Annotated in this window: 13 protein-coding genes; all 13 read left to right on the top strand. The window is 70.3% G+C overall.

The annotated features are described in order from the left end of the window. The first annotated feature begins 94 nt into the window (after positions 1 to 94). The 13 genes from secE to rpsL all read left to right on the top strand — a co-directional run bounded on the left by secE (position 95) and on the right by rpsL (position 15,874). Positions 95 to 499: a preprotein translocase subunit SecE gene (secE, locus tag ACTMS9_RS11715; protein WP_441142321.1), complete on the top strand. Its 405-nt coding sequence runs from the start codon at positions 95 to 97 to the stop codon at positions 497 to 499. 38 nt (positions 500 to 537) lie between these two features. Then, a complete protein-coding gene (gene nusG, locus ACTMS9_RS11710) occupies positions 538 to 1,260 on the top strand; it encodes a transcription termination/antitermination protein NusG (protein ID WP_179801890.1) in 723 nt (240 codons plus the stop codon). A gap of 196 nt (positions 1,261 to 1,456) precedes the next feature. Beyond that, positions 1,457 to 1,888: a 50S ribosomal protein L11 gene (gene rplK, locus ACTMS9_RS11705; RefSeq protein WP_088960243.1), complete on the top strand. Its 432-nt coding sequence runs from the start codon at positions 1,457 to 1,459 to the stop codon at positions 1,886 to 1,888. A gap of 83 nt (positions 1,889 to 1,971) precedes the next feature. Next, the gene (rplA, locus tag ACTMS9_RS11700) at positions 1,972 to 2,688 is read left to right on the top strand and encodes a 50S ribosomal protein L1 (RefSeq protein ID WP_334569349.1); all 717 of its coding nucleotides are present in this window, start codon (positions 1,972 to 1,974) and stop codon (positions 2,686 to 2,688) included. Positions 2,689 to 2,767: 79 nt separating this feature from the next. Beyond that, positions 2,768 to 3,583, top strand: a complete 816-nt coding sequence (locus ACTMS9_RS11695) for an ABC transporter ATP-binding protein (RefSeq protein ID WP_441164891.1) — start codon at positions 2,768 to 2,770, stop codon at positions 3,581 to 3,583. Continuing rightward, entirely contained in the window at positions 3,580 to 4,269 is a 690-nt protein-coding gene (locus ACTMS9_RS11690; RefSeq protein WP_441164890.1) for a hypothetical protein, read from the top strand. The genes ACTMS9_RS11695 and ACTMS9_RS11690 overlap by 4 nt, the downstream gene beginning before the upstream one ends. A 408-nt stretch (positions 4,270 to 4,677) precedes the next feature. After that, positions 4,678 to 5,223, top strand: coding sequence for a 50S ribosomal protein L10 (gene rplJ / locus ACTMS9_RS11685; protein ID WP_120729737.1), 546 nt, complete (start codon positions 4,678 to 4,680; stop codon positions 5,221 to 5,223). A gap of 54 nt (positions 5,224 to 5,277) precedes the next feature. Continuing rightward, complete coding sequence (gene rplL / locus ACTMS9_RS11680) at positions 5,278 to 5,661, top strand: 50S ribosomal protein L7/L12 (RefSeq protein ID WP_088960246.1); 384 nt, start codon at positions 5,278 to 5,280, stop codon at positions 5,659 to 5,661. A gap of 574 nt (positions 5,662 to 6,235) precedes the next feature. Beyond that, on the top strand, positions 6,236 to 9,667 hold the full coding sequence (gene rpoB / locus ACTMS9_RS11675; protein ID WP_441142324.1) for a DNA-directed RNA polymerase subunit beta: 3,432 nt from the start codon (positions 6,236 to 6,238) through the stop codon (positions 9,665 to 9,667). 80 nt (positions 9,668 to 9,747) lie between these two features. After that, positions 9,748 to 13,635: a DNA-directed RNA polymerase subunit beta' gene (locus ACTMS9_RS11670; protein WP_441142325.1), complete on the top strand. Its 3,888-nt coding sequence runs from the start codon at positions 9,748 to 9,750 to the stop codon at positions 13,633 to 13,635. Between the two features lie 118 nt (positions 13,636 to 13,753). Beyond that, positions 13,754 to 14,122, top strand: coding sequence for a hypothetical protein (locus tag ACTMS9_RS11665; RefSeq protein WP_154941815.1), 369 nt, complete (start codon positions 13,754 to 13,756; stop codon positions 14,120 to 14,122). Positions 14,123 to 14,606: 484 nt separating this feature from the next. After that, on the top strand, positions 14,607 to 15,029 hold the full coding sequence (locus tag ACTMS9_RS11660; RefSeq protein ID WP_441164973.1) for a hypothetical protein: 423 nt from the start codon (positions 14,607 to 14,609) through the stop codon (positions 15,027 to 15,029). A gap of 470 nt (positions 15,030 to 15,499) precedes the next feature. Continuing rightward, positions 15,500 to 15,874: a 30S ribosomal protein S12 gene (gene rpsL, locus ACTMS9_RS11655; protein ID WP_007465318.1), complete on the top strand. Its 375-nt coding sequence runs from the start codon at positions 15,500 to 15,502 to the stop codon at positions 15,872 to 15,874.

Here is a 15,874-nt window from a genome sequence, read left to right as displayed (position 1 = left end):
GCGGCCCGTCGCGGGACGGCTGGTCCGGCCGGCGTGACCAAACGCCGCGTACGCCCATGAGGCGTACGACCGACATCCCGCGACGGAGGGCGAAGTGGCCGAGAGCAAGCGGCGCGGCGAGGACGCCGGCGACGAGGGTCTGCGCGACGAGCGCGACGAGCTCGTTGACGACGTGGCCGCCGACGACGACGCCACCGGCGCGGACGAGCCGGTCTCCCGGGGCGGCACCGCGACCCGTTCGCGGGCCCGTGCCGGTTCGGCCGACAGCAGGCCGAAGACCCGTACCGACACCGACCGGATCGGGCTGTTCGCCCGCATCGCGCGTTTCTTCCGCGAGGTGGTCGCCGAACTGCGTAAGGTCATCTGGCCGACCCGCAAGGAGCTGCTGACCTACACGGCCGTGGTGGTGACGTTCGTCGCGGTGGTGCTGACGATCGTCGGCCTTCTCGACTTCGCCTTCGCGAAGGGCGTGCTGTGGGTCTTCGGCAACCCCAGCTGACCGGCCGACTGAGCCGATAGTGACGGAAGTGAGCGAGCGTGCCTGAGTACGACGAGACCGCCGAGACCACGGACGACCAGTCCACGGTGGCGACGGCGGCGAGCGACGAGTCGGTCGAGGCCGCCAGCGAGCCGGAATTCCCGACCACCGAGCCGGCCCCGGACGAGGAGTACGACCCGGTCGCCGAGCTGCGCCAGAAGCTGCGCTACGCCCCGGGCGACTGGTACGTGGTGCACTCGTACGCCGGCTACGAGAACAAGGTCAAGACCAACCTCGAGACCCGGATCACCTCCCTCGACATGGAGGACTTCATCTACCAGGTCGAGGTGCCGACCCGGGAAGAGGTCGAGGTCAAGAACGGCAAGCGGTCCCAGGTCCAGGCCAAGGTCTTCCCGGGCTACATCCTGGTCCGGATGGAGCTGACCGCCGAGTCGTACTCCTGCGTGCGCAACACGCCGGGGGTCACCGGCTTCGTCGGTGCCACCGACCGGGCCGACCGGCCGGCGCCGCTGAGCCTCGACGAGGTGCTGAAGTGGCTGGCCCCGGCGGTCGAGGCGGTGGAGAAGAAGGCCAAGCCCGAGGTCAGGGTCCTCGACTTCGAGGTCGGCGACTCGGTCACCGTCACCGACGGCGCGTTCGCCTCGCTGCCGGCGACGATCAGTGAGATCAACGCCGACCAGCAGAAGCTCAAGGTGCTGGTGTCGATCTTCGGCCGGGAGACTCCGGTCGAGCTGAACTTCAACCAGGTCGCCAAGATCTGACGTCCGGGTCGCCGGCGGTGGGCACTCGCCCGCCGCCGGCGTACCCGTTTCCGCCCCTCCGTTGGACCTCGACGGACCTCGACGGACGGGGCGGTGCAACGCTGCGCTACCCTAGAACGTCGTCGTTGTCGCATCGCGCTGACCGTGCGCGCCCGCGGCCCGGCACCTTTCCCAGTTCCAAGCCCCAGGAAGTGACATGCCTCCGAAGAAGAAGCTCGTCAAGACGTTCACGCTTCAGCTGAAGGCGGGCCAGGCCACGCCGGCGCCGCCGGTGGGCCCCGCGCTCGGTCAGCACGGCGTGAACATCATGGAGTTCTGCAAGTCCTACAACGCGCAGACCGAGTCCCAGCGGGGCGACATCGTCCCCGCCGAGATCAGCGTGTACGAGGACCGGTCCTTCACCTTCGTCCTGAAGACCCCGCCCGCCGCCCGGCTGCTGCTCAAGGCCGCCGGCGTGGAGAAGGGCTCGGGCGTCCCGCAGAAGGACAAGGTCGGCTCCGTGTCGCAGGCCCAGGTGCGTGAGATCGCCGAGAAGAAGATGGTCGACCTCAACGCCAACGACATCGACCAGGCTGCGAAGATCATCGCCGGCACCGCCCGGTCGATGGGCATCATCGTCAGCGACTGACGTCGCCTGAGCACTCACCCGATCAGTTCGTGGGAGGGCGCGCGATGACCGCGGCCCGCCAGAGACCACAGGAGTAACCAGAAATGCAGCGCAGCAAGAGCTACCGCAAGGCCGCCGACGTCATCGACCGGTCGAAGCTCTACACCCCCGCCGAGGCCGTGAAGCTGGCCAAGGAGACCACCAACGTCAAGTTCGACGCCACGGTCGAGGTCGCCATGCGCCTCGGCGTCGACCCCCGCAAGGCGGACCAGATGGTCCGCGGCACGGTCAACCTGCCGCACGGCACCGGTAAGACCGCCCGCGTGATCGTGTTCGCCGCCGGCGCGAAGGCCGAGGAGGCCGCCGCCGCCGGTGCCGACGAGGTGGGCACGGACGAGCTCGTCGCCCGGATCCAGGGCGGCTGGCTGGACTTCGACGCCGCGATCGCCACCCCCGACCAGATGGCCAAGATCGGCCGGATCGCGCGGATCCTGGGCCCGCGCGGCCTGATGCCGAACCCGAAGACGGGCACGGTGACCATGGACGTCACCAAGGCCGTTCAGGACATCAAGGGCGGCAAGATCACCTTCCGGGTGGACAAGCACTCCAACCTGCACCTGATCATCGGCAAGGCCTCGTTCTCCGAGACCCAGCTGGTGGACAACTACGCCGCCGTCCTCGACGAGGTGCTCCGCGCCAAGCCGTCGGCGGCCAAGGGTACGTACCTCAAGAAGGTCGTCCTCACCACCACCATGGGCCCGGGCGTTCCGGTCGACCCGAAGCTGGTGAAGAACCTGCACGAGGCCCCGACCGAGGGCTGAGCACGACTCCCGCGCAGGGGCCCCGCCACGACTCGTGGCGGGGCCCCTGCCGTTCGTCCGGCTGTGGCAGGCTCGCGGCATGTTGCTGGAGGACGTCTGGCTCCGGTACCACCGGCGCGGCCCGTGGGTGCTGAGGGCGGCGCAGGCCCGGATCGAGCCGGGTGAGGTGGCGGTCGTGCTCGGCCGCAACGGCGTGGGCAAGTCCACCCTGCTCCAGCTCGCGGCCGGGGTGCTCCGGCCGGGCCGGGGCCGGGTCGTCGACCGGCCCCGCCACGTGAGCTGGGTGCCGGAGCGGTTCCCCGCCGACCAGCCCTTCACCCTCCAGGCCTACCTCATCACGATGGGCCGGGTCGCCGGGCTGTCCCGGCCCGGGGCGGCGCGGGAGGCCGACCGGTGGACCGAGCGGCTGGGCCTGACCCGGTTCCGGGGCGTGAAGCTGCCCGAGCTGTCCAAGGGCACCGCGCAGAAGGTCGGACTGGCCCAGGCGATGCTCCGCCGGCCCGGCCTGCTGGTGCTCGACGAGCCCTGGGAGGGCCTGGACTCCGCCGCCCGCGAGCTGGTCCCCGCCCTCGTCGACGAGGTGCTGGCGGCCGGCGGGTCGGTGCTGGTCAGCGACCACCGGGGGGAGACCGCCCGGCTGCCGGGCGCCCGCCGCTGGACCGTCGCGGACGGCGTGGTGACCGAGGAGACGTCCGCCGGGGCGGAGCCGATGGCCGTGGTCGAGGTCGCCGTGCCGGCCGCGCGGGTGGCCGGCGCCGTCGCCCGGTTGCGCGCCGAGGGCCACCACGTCCTGCGGGTACGCCCCGACGCCGCCCCGCCGGACGTCGGGTCACCCGAGCCGGCAGCGGGAGAGGGCGTCGGAGCGGACGGCCCGGCGCGGGAGGTGCCCCGGTGAGCGCGCTGGTGCGGCTGCGGCTGGCCGGCTTCCTGCGTACCGGGAGGGCGCTGGCGCCGCTGCTGGCCGGCCTGCTCGCTCTCGGCGTCCTGTACGGCGGCGGCCGGGCCCAGCCGGCGGAGGCGTACGGCGTCTCCGCGGTGGTGCTCTTCCCGGTGCTGGCCTGGCAGACCAGGATCCTGCTCGACGTGGAGCCGGACGTGCAGCGGCGGTTGGCCCTGGTCGTCCTCGGCCCGGCCCGGGAGCGCGCGGCCGGCCTGCTGGCGGCGACGGTGGCCGCGCTCGGCACGGTGGCCGTCGCGATGATCTTCCCGTGGCTGGTCGGTGGGGTGACCGGCCCGGTGGGGCCGGGGGACCGGTCGCTGCCGGTGGGTCTCGCCCTCGGGCTCTGGGCCCACCTGCTGGCCCTGCCCGCGGCGGTGGCACTCGGCGCCCTGGCCAGCCGGGCGGTCACCGGCAGCGCGGGCTACGGCGTGGCGGTGCTGGCCCTGGGCGCGGTCGGCGCCCTGGTCCTCGGCCTGAGCGGCTCGGTGGTGCCCTGGCTGGCGCCGCCGGTGATGGCGACCGCCCGGGCGGTGACCGGCCCGCTGGCCGGCTCGACGGCGCTCCTGCTCACCGCCGGCGCGCTGGCCTGGGCGGCGGTGGCCCTGGCCGGCTACGTCTGGCGGCGCCGGGTGCGCCCCTGACCGGGTCCGCCCCTGACCGGGTCCGCCCCTGACCGGGTCCGCCGCTGAGCGGGGCCGGGCCGCCGGCGGACCGCCGCCGGAAGGTGCGGCGCCGGAGTGACCGGGCGCACGTGGGGGGCGATTTGGTGCGCACCGTCGCGTGCCGTAACCTGGTCACGAAGTTCCACCCAGAGACCGCTGGTCACCGTGCTCCGGCACGGTCGAAGGTCCCGCGATGACGGGCGACCCGCGCAGGGCGGCAAGCGAAAATCGGCTCCTCCCGTGGTCCGCCGACCATGGTGATCGTGCCGGCCCTCGCCCCGTGCGCCCTGCGCCGGGGCTTTTCTCGTTGTCGTGATCCTCCGCCGCCGTCCCAGGCCTCCCGGCCTGCCGACGGCGACCAGCCTCGAGCAACGAGAGAGGAGGGACATGGCGGACAAGCCGATCCGGGCCGACAAGGCCACGGCCGTCGCTGAGCTGACCGAGAGCTTCCGTAACGCGGGCGCTGCGGTGCTGACCGAGTACCGTGGTCTGACGGTTTCCCAGCTCACCCAGCTGCGGCGCTCGCTCGGCAAGGAGACCACCTACACGGTCGCGAAGAACACGCTGGCCAAGCGTGCCGCGACCGAGGCGGGCATCTCCGGCCTCGACGAGCTGTTCACCGGTCCTACCGCGCTGACTTTCGTTTCGGGCGACGTCGTCGAGGCGGCGAAGGGGCTTCGCGACTTCGCGAAGGCCAACCCGAAGCTCGTCATCAAGGGCGGTGTCTTCGAGGGCAAGGCCATTTCCGCGGCCGAGGTCACGAAGCTCGCCGACCTGGAGTCCCGTGAGGTGCTGCTGGCCAAGCTGGCCGGCGCGATGAAGGGCAACCTGAGCAAGGCCGCGGCCCTGTTCCAGGCTCCGCTCTCCAAGACCGCCCGTCTGGCGGCCGCCCTGCAGGACAAGCGCGAGAAGGAGGGCGCCGAGGCGGCCTGAGGCCTCCCGGCGCACCCAGTTCTTACCTAACAGATTCAGGAAAGGACGCCAGACATGGCGAAGCTCAGCACCGACGAGCTGCTCGACGCGTTCAAGGAGATGACGCTGATCGAGCTCTCCGAGTTCGTGAAGCAGTTCGAGGAGACCTTCGAGGTCACCGCCGCGGCTCCGGTCGCGGTCGCCGCTGCCGGTGGCGCTGCTGCCCCGGCCGAGGCCGAGCCGGAGAAGGACGAGTTCGACGTCGTCCTCGAGGGCGACGGTGGCAAGAAGATCCAGGTCATCAAGGTCGTGCGTGAGCTGACCGGCCTGGGCCTCAAGGAGGCCAAGGACGCGGTCGAGTCCGCGCCGAAGGCCATCCTGGAGAAGGTCAACAAGGAGACCGCCGAGAAGGCCAAGGCCAAGCTCGAGGGCGAGGGCGCCAAGGTCACCCTCAAGTAATTGAGGTACGACCAGGCGCGCGTCCGGCTCACGTGAGCCGGGGCACACCGCATCGCGGCGGGCGGTGATCCGGGAACGGATCACCGCCCGCTGTGGTTGGTGGCTACCGGTGGCAGCGGCGTGAGCAGGACGTCCGGCACCCGGCGTACGGCACCACGGCGGTGCCCGGCAATGGTCCCGGAGCGGGAAAGAGGGCGGCGACCCGACGCCGGCCCTTGACGCGGCACCGGACTGCCAGGCACGCTGACACCAGCAAGACCTTCCGCGCTTGCGACGGCCACCACTTGGGTAATGGCAACGGCAGCACCACCCGCCGCGCCACCCGAGCGGCCCGCAGGAACGCCGCGTTCCGAGCGGCCCGGCAGACCCGGTTTCCCGGGGTCCCGAGGCACGTTCCGCGACGACCTGCGGGGTGGGCTGGACAGCGGTTAGCCTCTCGGCTACACTGCTAGTTTGCGCTGCCTTCCGACTTGACCCCTGCTCGGAAATGTCCGTTTACGGATATTTCTGGTGGGGTCATTGGAGTGCACGCGTACCAGCCGTTCTGCAGCACCGGTCCTCGGAAGGACGCATCTTGGCAGCTTCCCGCCCTGCGAAGACCAGTCGTACGTCGAGCGCTTTCGCTCCCCGCCGAGTTTCTTTCGGCAGGATCACCGAACACCTCGAGGTCCCCAACCTCCTCGCCATTCAGAACGAGTCCTTCGACTGGCTCGTCGGCAACGAGGCTTGGCAGGGCCGGTCGGCGGACGACCCGCACGCACGATCGGGTCTCGCGGAGATCCTCGAAGAGATCAGTCCCATTGAGGACTTCTCCGGCACCATGTCGCTCTCCTTCTCGGCTCCGCGCTTCGACGAGGTCAAGGCCTCGATCGAGGAGTGCAAGGAGAAGGACCTGACCTACTGCGCGCCGCTGTTCGTGACCGCGGAGTTCACCAACAACACCACTGGCGAGATCAAGAGCCAGACGGTGTTCATGGGTGACTTCCCGATGATGACGCCGAAGGGCACCTTCATCATCAACGGCACCGAGCGCGTCGTGGTCAGCCAGCTCGTCCGGTCCCCGGGCGTCTACTTCGACAAGCAGCCGGACAAGACCTCCGACCGCGACCTCTCCAGCGTCAAGGTCATCCCGAGCCGGGGTGCCTGGCTGGAGTTCGACATCGACAAGCGCGACACGGTCGGCGTCCGCATCGACCGTAAGCGTCGGCAGGCCGTCACGGTCCTGCTCAAGGCCATCGGATGGTCGGCCGAGCAGATCCGTGAGCGGTTCGGCTGGTCCGAGCTGATGATGACCACGCTCGAGAAGGACCACATCGCCGGCCAGGACGAGGCGCTACTCGACATCTACCGGAAGCTCCGCCCTGGCGAGCCGCCGACCCGTGAGAACGCCCAGACCCTGCTCGACAACCTCTTCTTCAACCCGAAGCGGTACGACGTCGCCAAGGTCGGTCGTTACAAGTTCAACAAGAAGCTCGAGCTGGACGTCCCGATCACCACGGGCACGCTCACCGAGGACGACATCGTCGCCACCGTGGAGTACCTCTGCCGGCTGCACGCCGGTGAGGACGGCTACGAGGCCGACGACATCGACCACTTCGGCAACCGGCGCCTGCGTACGGTCGGCGAGCTGATCCAGAACCAGGTCCGGGTCGGCCTGTCCCGGATGGAGCGGGTCGTCCGCGAGCGGATGACCACGCAGGACGTCGAGGCGATCACGCCGCAGACCCTGATCAACATCCGCCCGGTGGTGGCGGCGATCAAGGAGTTCTTCGGTACGTCGCAGCTGTCCCAGTTCATGGACCAGACCAACCCGCTGGCGGGCCTGACCCACCGGCGCCGGCTGAGCGCGCTCGGCCCGGGTGGTCTGTCCCGGGAGCGGGCCGGCTTCGAGGTCCGTGACGTGCACCCGTCGCACTACGGTCGGATGTGCCCGATCGAGACGCCGGAAGGCCCGAACATCGGCCTGATCGGCGCGCTCTCCACCTTCGCCCGGGTCAACCCGTTCGGCTTCATCGAGACGCCGTACCGGAAGGTCGTCGAGGGTCGGGTCACCGACCAGATCGACTACCTGACCGCGGACGAGGAGGACCGGTACGTCAAGGCGCAGGCCAACGCGCCGCTGAAGGCGGACGGCACCTTCGCCGAGGACCGGGTCCTGTGCCGCCGTAAGGGTGGCGAGACCGAGGACGTGGTCCCCAGCGCCGTCGACTACATGGACGTCTCGCCGCGGCAGATGACCTCGGTCGCGACCGCGATGATCCCGTTCCTCGAGCACGACGACGCCAACCGGGCCCTGATGGGCGCGAACATGCAGCGCCAGGCGGTGCCGCTGGTCAAGGCCGAGGCGCCGCTGGTCGGCACGGGCATGGAGTACCGGGCCGCCGTCGACGCCGGTGACGTCGTCGTCGCCGAGGTCGGTGGTGTGATCGAGGACCTCTGCGCCGACTACATCACCATCCACCAGGACGACGGCCACCGCCGGACGTACCTGCTGCACAAGTTCCGCCGTTCCAACGCCGGCTCCTGCGTCAACCAGAAGCCGGTCGTCTTCGAGGGCGACCGCGTCGAGGCCGGTCAGGTCATCGCCGACGGTCCGTGCACCGACGAGGGCGAGATGGCGCTCGGGCGCAACCTGCTGGTGGCGTTCATGTGCTGGGAGGGCCACAACTACGAGGACGCGATCATCCTGTCGCAGCGCCTCGTGCAGCAGGACGTGCTCACCTCGATCCACATCGAGGAGCACGAGGTCGACGCCCGGGACACCAAGCTCGGCCCGGAGGAGATCACCCGCGACATCCCGAACGTCAGCGAGGAAATGCTCGCGGACCTCGACGAGCGCGGCATCATCCGGATCGGCGCCGAGGTCGTCCCCGGCGACATCCTGGTCGGCAAGGTCACGCCCAAGGGCGAGACCGAGCTGACCCCGGAGGAGCGGCTGCTCCGCGCGATCTTCGGTGAGAAGGCGCGCGAGGTCCGGGACACCTCGCTGAAGGTGCCGCACGGCGAGACCGGCACGGTCATCGGCGTGCGTACCTTCTCCCGCGAGGACGGCGACGAGCTGCCGCCGGGCGTCAACGAGCTGGTGCGGGTCTACGTCGCCCAGAAGCGCAAGATCCAGGACGGCGACAAGCTCGCCGGCCGGCACGGCAACAAGGGCGTCATCTCCAAGATCCTGCCGGTCGAGGACATGCCGTTCCTGGAGGACGGGACCCCGGTCGACATCGTGCTCAACCCGCTCGGTGTGCCGAGCCGGATGAACATCGGTCAGGTGCTGGAGACCCACCTCGGCTGGGTCGCCAAGACCGGCTGGAGCGTGGACGGTGACGACGCGGAGTGGAAGAAGGCGCTGCGCTCGATCGACGCCCACGAGTCCGAGCCGGACACCAACGTGGCCACGCCGGTCTTCGACGGTGCCCGCGAGGCGGAGATCTCCGGTCTGCTCGCGTCGACCCTGCCCAACCGGGACGGCAAGCAGCTGATCGGGTCCTCCGGCAAGGCGCAGCTGTTCGACGGTCGTTCCGGCGAGCCGCTGCCGGACCCGATCGCGGTCGGCTACATCTACATCCTGAAGCTCAACCACCTGGTCGACGACAAGATCCACGCCCGGTCGACCGGCCCGTACTCGATGATCACGCAGCAGCCGCTGGGTGGTAAGGCGCAGTTCGGTGGCCAGCGCTTCGGTGAGATGGAGTGCTGGGCCATGCAGGCGTACGGCGCCGCCTACGCCCTGCAGGAGCTGCTGACCATCAAGTCCGACGACGTCCTGGGCCGGGTCAAGGTCTACGAGGCGATCGTCAAGGGCGAGAACATCCCCGAGCCGGGCATCCCGGAGTCGTTCAAGGTGCTGCTCAAGGAGCTGCAGTCGCTGTGCCTCAACGTCGAGGTGCTCTCCAGCGACGGCGTGGCCCTGGAGATGCGCGAGACCGACGACGAGGTGTTCCGGGCCGCGGAGGAGCTGGGCATCGACCTGTCCCGGCGCGAGCCGAGCTCGGTCGAAGAGGTCTGAGGTGAGCGGTCGGGAGCCGGTTCGCCGGCTCCCGACCCCACCCACTAGCTAGCAGTACAGACGACGACATAGGGGACATAGTGCTCGACGTCAACTTCTTCGACGAGCTGCGCATCGGCCTCGCCACCGCCGACGACATCCGTCAGTGGTCGCACGGTGAGGTCAAGAAGCCTGAGACGATCAACTACCGCACCCTGAAGCCGGAAAAGGACGGGCTCTTCTGCGAGAAGATCTTCGGTCCGCAGCGGGACTGGGAGTGCTACTGCGGTAAGTACAAGCGGGTCCGCTTCAAGGGCATCATCTGCGAGCGCTGCGGCGTCGAGGTGACCCGTTCCAAGGTCCGTCGTGAGCGGATGGGGCACATCGAGCTGGCCGCTCCGGTGACCCACATCTGGTACTTCAAGGGCGTGCCGAGCCGGCTGGGCTACCTGCTGGACCTCGCCCCCAAGGACCTCGAGAAGATCATTTACTTCGCCTCGTACGTCGTGACGAGCGTGGACGCCGAGTCGCGTCACCGTGACCTCTCGACCATCGAGAACGAGATCCTGGCCGAGAAGCGGCAGTCCGAGAACAGCCGCGACTCGGAGATCGAGAAGCGGGCCGCCAAGCTCGAGGCCGACCTGGCCGAGCTGGAGGCCGAGGGTGCCAAGGCGGACGTCCGGCGCAAGGTCAAGGAGGGCGGAGAGCGCGAGATGCGCCAGATCCGCGACCGGGCCCAGCGCGAGATCGACCGCCTCGACGAGGTGCTGGACACCTTCCGCAAGCTGGAGCCGAAGCAGCTGGTCACCGACGAGCTGCTCTACCGCGAGCTGCGCGACCGGTTCGGCGAGTACTTCACCGGCGGCATGGGCGCCGAGGCCATCAAGGCGCTGGTCCAGAACATGGACCTCGACGCCGAGGCCGAGAGCCTGCGCGAGACCATCCGCTCCGGCAAGGGCCAGCGGAAGATCCGGGCGCTCAAGCGGCTCAAGGTCGTCGCGGCGTTCCTGAACACCCGCAACTCGCCGCTCGGCATGGTGCTGGACTGCGTCCCGGTCATCCCGCCGGACCTGCGCCCGATGGTGCAGCTCGACGGTGGCCGCTTCGCGACCTCCGACCTGAACGACCTGTACCGCCGCGTGATCAACCGGAACAACCGCCTCAAGCGGCTGATCGACCTCGGCGCGCCCGAGATCATCGTCAACAACGAGAAGCGGATGCTCCAGGAGGCCGTCGACGCGCTGTTCGACAACGGCCGTCGCGGCCGGCCGGTCACCGGTCCGGGTAACCGCCCGCTCAAGTCGCTGTCGGACATGCTCAAGGGCAAGCAGGGCCGGTTCCGCCAGAACCTGCTCGGCAAGCGCGTCGACTACTCCGGCCGTTCGGTCATCGTGGTCGGCCCGAAGCTGAAGCTGCACCAGTGCGGCCTGCCCAAGCAGATGGCGCTGGAGCTGTTCAAGCCGTTCGTGATGAAGCGGCTGGTGGACCTCAACCACGCGCAGAACATCAAGTCCGCCAAGCGGATGGTCGAGCGGCAGCGGCCGGTCGTGTGGGACGTGCTGGAAGAGGTCATCGGCGAGCACCCGGTGCTGCTGAACCGCGCGCCGACCCTGCACCGCCTGGGCATCCAGGCCTTCGAGCCGCAGCTGGTCGAGGGCAAGGCGATCCAGATCCACCCGCTCGTCTGCACCGCGTTCAACGCGGACTTCGACGGTGACCAGATGGCGGTGCACGTGCCGCTGTCCGCCGAGGCCCAGGCCGAGGCGCGGATCCTGATGCTGTCGTCGAACAACATCCTCAAGCCGGCCGACGGCAAGCCGGTCACCATGCCCACCCAGGACATGGTCATCGGTCTCTACCACCTCACCCACCTCACTCCGGGTGGCAAGGGCGAGGGCCGGGCGTTCAGCTCGGACGCCGAGGCGCGGATGGCGTTCGACAGCGGCGAGCTGCACCTGCAGACCCCGGTCAAGATCCGGCTGCGCGGTGTGGTCGGTGTCGACAACGGCGCCGGCGCCGAGCCGTGGGTCGCGCCCGAGGGCTGGGCCGAGGGCGAGCCGCTGACCGTGGAGACCACGCTGGGCCGGGTCCTGTTCAACGAGACGCTGCCGCAGGGCTACCGCTTCGTGAACTACGAGATCCGCAAGGGCCAGCTCTCCGCGATCGTCAACGACCTCGCCGAGCGCTTCCCGAAGGTGGCTCTCGCGGCCACCCTGGACGGGCTCAAGGAGGCCGGTTTCCACTGGGCCACCTGGTCCGGCGTCACCATCGGCATGGAGGACGTCATCGCGCCGCCGCGCAAGCGGGAGATCCTGGCGCGGTACGAGAAGGACGCCGACCAGATCGACAAGCAGTACCAGCGTGGTCTGATGACCGCCGAGGAGCGTCGCGGCGAGCTCATCGAGATCTGGACCAAGGCGACCAACGAGGTCGCCAAGGAGATGGACACCGCGCTGCCGCAGGAGAACCCGCTGTGGAAGATGATCCACTCGGGTGCCCGCGGTAACCTGCTCCAGCTCCGGCAGATCGCGGCGATCCGTGGTCTGGTGGCCAACCCGAAGGGCGAGATCATCCCGCGGCCGATCAAGGCCAGCTACCGGGAGGGTCTGTCCGTGCTGGAGTACTTCATCTCCACGCACGGTGCCCGTAAGGGTCTCGCCGACACCGCGCTGCGGACCGCCGACTCGGGTTACCTGACCCGTCGTCTGGTGGACGTCTCGCAGGACGTGATCATCCGCGAGGAGGACTGCGGCACCGACCGGGCGATCCCGATGCAGATCGGCGAGCGGCTGGACAGCAAGCTGGTCGTGCACACGCACGCCGAGACCAGCGTGCACGCCCGGACCCTGGCCGACGACATCAAGGGGCCGGACGGCAACGTGGTGGCGCAGCGCGGTCAGGACCTCAACTCGATCCTGGTCGACAAGATCGTCGCCGCCGGGGTGGAGACGGTCCGGGTGCGCAGCGTGCTCACCTGCGAGTCGAAGCTGGGCGTCTGCGCGGCCTGCTACGGCCGCTCGCTGCCGACCGGCAAGTCGGTCGACATCGGCGAGGCGGTCGGCATCATCGCCGCCCAGTCGATCGGTGAGCCGGGTACGCAGCTGACGATGCGTACCTTCCACACCGGTGGTGTCGCGGGTGAGGACATCACCCAGGGTCTGCCCCGTGTCCAGGAGATCTTCGAGGCCCGGATCCCGAAGGGCAAGGCGCCCATCGCCGACACCCCGGGCCGGGTCCGGATCGAGGACGGCGAGCGGTCCCGGAAGATCATCGTGGTGCCGGACGACGGCAGCGAAGAGATCGTCTACGACAAGATCTCCAAGCGGGTCAAGCTGCGGACCCACGACGGGGACCACGTCGAGGTCGGCGAGAAGCTCACCGAGGGCACCATCGACCCGCACGAGCTGCTCCGCATCCTCGGCCCGCGCGCGGTCCAGGTCCACCTGACCCAGGAGGTCCAGGAGGTCTACCGCTCGCAGGGTGTGCTCATCCACGACAAGCACATCGAGATCATCATCCGCCAGATGCTCAAGCGGGTGACGGTCATCGACTCCGGCTCGACCGAGTTCCTGCCGGGCGTGCTGGTCGACCGGGCGCTGTTCGAGTCGGAGAACCGCCGGCTCGTCGGCGAGGGTGGCGAGCCCGCCGCCGGTCGCCCGGTGCTGATGGGTATCACCAAGGCCTCGCTGGCCACCGACTCCTGGCTCTCGGCGGCCTCCTTCCAGGAGACCACCCGGGTGCTGACCGACGCGGCGATCAACTCGCGCAGCGACTCGCTCGTCGGCCTCAAGGAGAACGTGATCATCGGTAAGCTCATCCCGGCCGGTACGGGCATCAGCAAGTACCGCAACGTCCGGGTGGAGCCGACCGAGGAGGCGAAGGCCAAGGTCTACTCGATGACCGGCTACCCGGAGACCGACTACGGCTTCGGGCCGGCCAGCGGGCAGGCTGTGCCGCTGGACGACTTCGACTTCGGGTCGTACCGCTAAGCAGTGACCGACGAGGCCCCCGGCGTGACCGCCGGGGGCCTCGTCGTGTTCGGGGGTGGGCCGGCCTTCGGGGCCGAGGTGGCCGGTCCCGGCGTGCGCCGGCGGGCATGATGGGGGTATGACGACCGCTCCCGGGCAGCTGCCCGTGGCGCACCAGCCGCCACGCCACCCGCTCGACCCCGACCCGGCGCCCGCGACGAAGGCCCGCGCCGTCTTCGCGCTGGGCCTGATCGGGGCGCTGACCGGGCTGTTCGTCGGCGGGGTGGTGCCCGCGACGGTGGCGCTCCAGCTCGCCCGGCAGGCCCGGCGGGAGGCGTACGCCTCCGGCGGGTACCTCACCGGTGCGGCCTGGCTGCGGCAGGGGGAGCGGCTGGCCTGGGCGGGTCTGGTGCTGGTCGCGGTCGCCGTGGTGACGCTGGTGGTGATCGGCGTGGTCCGGCTGGCCGACGCTCCGTTCGGGCAGGACTACGCCCCGAACGTGGACTGAGCGCCGGTGCTCGCGCGGGCCCTGCGGGGCGGTGCGCGCCGACGGTAGCCTGGCCGGTGTCCGTCGCGCGGCGAGGGATCTGGCTTGTCGACAGGAGGACCACGTGACGGAACCGGCGCCGCCGTCGGGAGCCGACCCGGGCGGCCAGCCCGCCGGGCCCCCGGAGACGGGCGCGCCCGGTTCCGCCGGTGCCGCCCCGCCCGCGACCGCCGTTCCCGAGGTCTCGCCCTGGTCGGCGCAGGGGGCCGCCACGGGCGACCGGTCCACCCCGGGCGCCGGCACGCCGCCGGAGGCCACCCCCATCGGGTACGCGTCGCCGGCGCACCCCGGGCAGTTGTCGCCAGGGCAGCCCTTCGGCGGTCACCCCGGGCAGTTGTCGCCGGGGCAGTCGGGTCAGGTGGCCGGGCCGTACCCGGGGGCGTCTCCGGCGGGGGCGTACCTCGGTGGGGCGCCGGGGGGCGGGTGGCCGCCCGGTCCGGGGTGGCTGCCCCCGCCGCCGCGGGAGGCGCCCAAACCGCCCAAGCGGGTCGACGCGGTACCGGGTACCCCTTTCGGGGTGGTCCATCTCGACGTGCCGGCGGTGACCTCCGGTCCGGCGGTGGGCTCGCTGGTGGCCGGGGTGGTGTCGATCCTGGTGTCGGTGCTGGTGGTCTGCTTCGGTGTCGGGGCGGCGCGGTACGGCGGGGCCTGGGCGGCCGGGGCGTTCACCGTGCCGGGCGCGCTGGCCGGGGCGGCCGCGATCGTGGCCGGGCTGCTGGCCCGGCGGCAGATCCGGCGGGCGGCGCCGCCGCCGGCGGTCCGGTTCACCGGGCGAGGGCTCGCCACGGCCGGGATCAGCTGCGGGGCGACGGGTCTGCTGCTCTGCCTGGCGGGCCTGGGGCTGGCGTTGCTGCTGCAGTTCGGGTGACGGCGGTCGCGGCGGGGGCGACGGGCCGCTTCCGAGGGCAGCCGGTACACTTGGAGCCGTAGGTGCCCAGCACGGGCGAGCAGGCGCCACGGGGCGGGCGACCGGCGGGGTTTGAGATCCGCCGGACCATTCCGTTTTGACCTGCGAGGCTGTGGTAGGTACTCTTTCCCCTTGTGCCCGGGCCCGCCCGGGCAACTCGTGCGTGCGCGGGTCCCGGTTCATCCGGCGATCGAGCGGCCGTACGACACAGTCCAAGACCCGGCGCACGGTCCACCGCGTGCCGGCGAACAGAACCCGGTGCGACGCGCGAGCGACGGCACCGGGACCGTGAGCTGGGCGACACGCCCGACCGCGGGTGCCGGGACCTCCGTGAGGTGGCCCTGGTCGGAATGTAGGAGAGCCGTCCATCAGGTCGGCTAACGAGCAGACGGCGCGGCCGCGACAGCGGCCGAAGGGAGCGGAGAAACCCGGTGCCCACCATCCAGCAGCTGGTCCGAAAGGGCCGCCAGGCCAAGACGACCAAGACGAAGACCCCGGCGCTGAAGGGTTCCCCTCAGCGGCGCGGTGTGTGCACCCGCGTGTACACCACCACCCCCAAGAAGCCGAACTCGGCGCTCCGCAAGGTCGCTCGTGTCAAGCTCAGCAGCCAGATCGAGGTGACCGCCTACATCCCGGGCGTCGGTCACAACCTGCAGGAGCACTCGATCGTGCTCGTCCGCGGCGGCCGGGTGAAGGACCTCCCCGGCGTGCGTTACAAGATCGTCCGCGGTTCGCTGGACACCCAGGGTGTCCGCAACCGCAAGCAGGCGCGCAGCCGGTACGGCGCGAAGAAGGAGAAGAGCTGA

This window comes from Micromonospora sp. L31 (assembly GCF_052068075.1).
Lineage (GTDB): Bacteria > Actinomycetota > Actinomycetes > Mycobacteriales > Micromonosporaceae > Micromonospora > Micromonospora purpureochromogenes.
Note: the sequence above shows the minus strand (reverse complement) of the source record. Positions and strands in the feature narration are given on the sequence as shown.

Bases quoted from the DNA above. Each gene is read 5' to 3' on its own strand.
- rplK (WP_088960243.1), top strand. From the start codon at position 1,457: ATGCCTCCGAAGAAGAAGCTCGTCAAGACGTTCACGCTTCAGCTGAAG.
- rplA (WP_334569349.1), top strand. From the start codon at position 1,972: ATGCAGCGCAGCAAGAGCTACCGCAAGGCCGCCGACGTCATCGACCGG.
- ACTMS9_RS11695 (WP_441164891.1), top strand. From the start codon at position 2,768: ATGTTGCTGGAGGACGTCTGGCTCCGGTACCACCGGCGCGGCCCGTGG.
- rplJ (WP_120729737.1), top strand. From the start codon at position 4,678: ATGGCGGACAAGCCGATCCGGGCCGACAAGGCCACGGCCGTCGCTGAG.
- rplL (WP_088960246.1), top strand. From the start codon at position 5,278: ATGGCGAAGCTCAGCACCGACGAGCTGCTCGACGCGTTCAAGGAGATG.
- ACTMS9_RS11665 (WP_154941815.1), top strand. From the start codon at position 13,754: ATGACGACCGCTCCCGGGCAGCTGCCCGTGGCGCACCAGCCGCCACGC.